The organism is Vibrio sp. 10N.222.55.C6 (assembly GCF_041473395.1).
Classification (GTDB): domain Bacteria; phylum Pseudomonadota; class Gammaproteobacteria; order Enterobacterales; family Vibrionaceae; genus Vibrio; species Vibrio crassostreae_C.
Map to the genome: position 1 here is coordinate 1 of NZ_JBFRSD010000472.1, position 576 is coordinate 576.

A 576-nucleotide genomic window follows, 5' to 3' on the forward strand; every position below is an offset into this window, starting at 1 on the left:
GGATAGGTATCAATGGAAGGGAGATACGATTTATCTTCTTCAAATAAATCACTCGGTATTTGGGTTACTAATTCCGCTTCGTTGGCAGAAGCTTCCATTTCATCAATGAAACCAAAAACGTCATCAAAATCTGACGTCATACCTAACACCAAACGTAGCTATTCAAACCAAAATCAGAGCTTCTAATATCAGTATTAACTCTCCCTGACGATAGCCAACAGAGTGTTGATATCAGAGTTTCATGCTCAGACAGTCCTAAGTGGTCGGAGATTTCGCGTAATTGTACTTTCTGTCTACGTTGTATAAATCCGAGAACAGACTTTTGCGCTTTAGTGATGGTATGCAAACCAGAGTAACGATGTAACAGCTTTAAGTTACTAAATATTGGGTCAATACGAATTTGTTTCTCTGTCACTAAAACAAGGCGTTTTCCTTGTTCTTCTAGTGCTACTCGCTGTTTTTCAGCAAATCGGAGCCTGAAGTCTGGTTTTAAAATCTGGCTTGAGTGCTTAATCTCAATAAGAGTAGATTGGTCGTTATGATTATCGGCTAAAAAATCTGGCGTATAACGACACT

At 38.7% G+C, this 576-nt stretch carries 1 protein-coding gene; it reads right to left on the minus strand.

Translation table 11 applies throughout. The features are described 5' to 3' along the window. Nucleotides 1–142: 142 nt before the first annotated feature. Nucleotides 143–576 (minus strand): endonuclease (locus AB4486_RS24650; protein WP_372119314.1); only part of this gene is annotated, 434 nt, incomplete at its 5' end.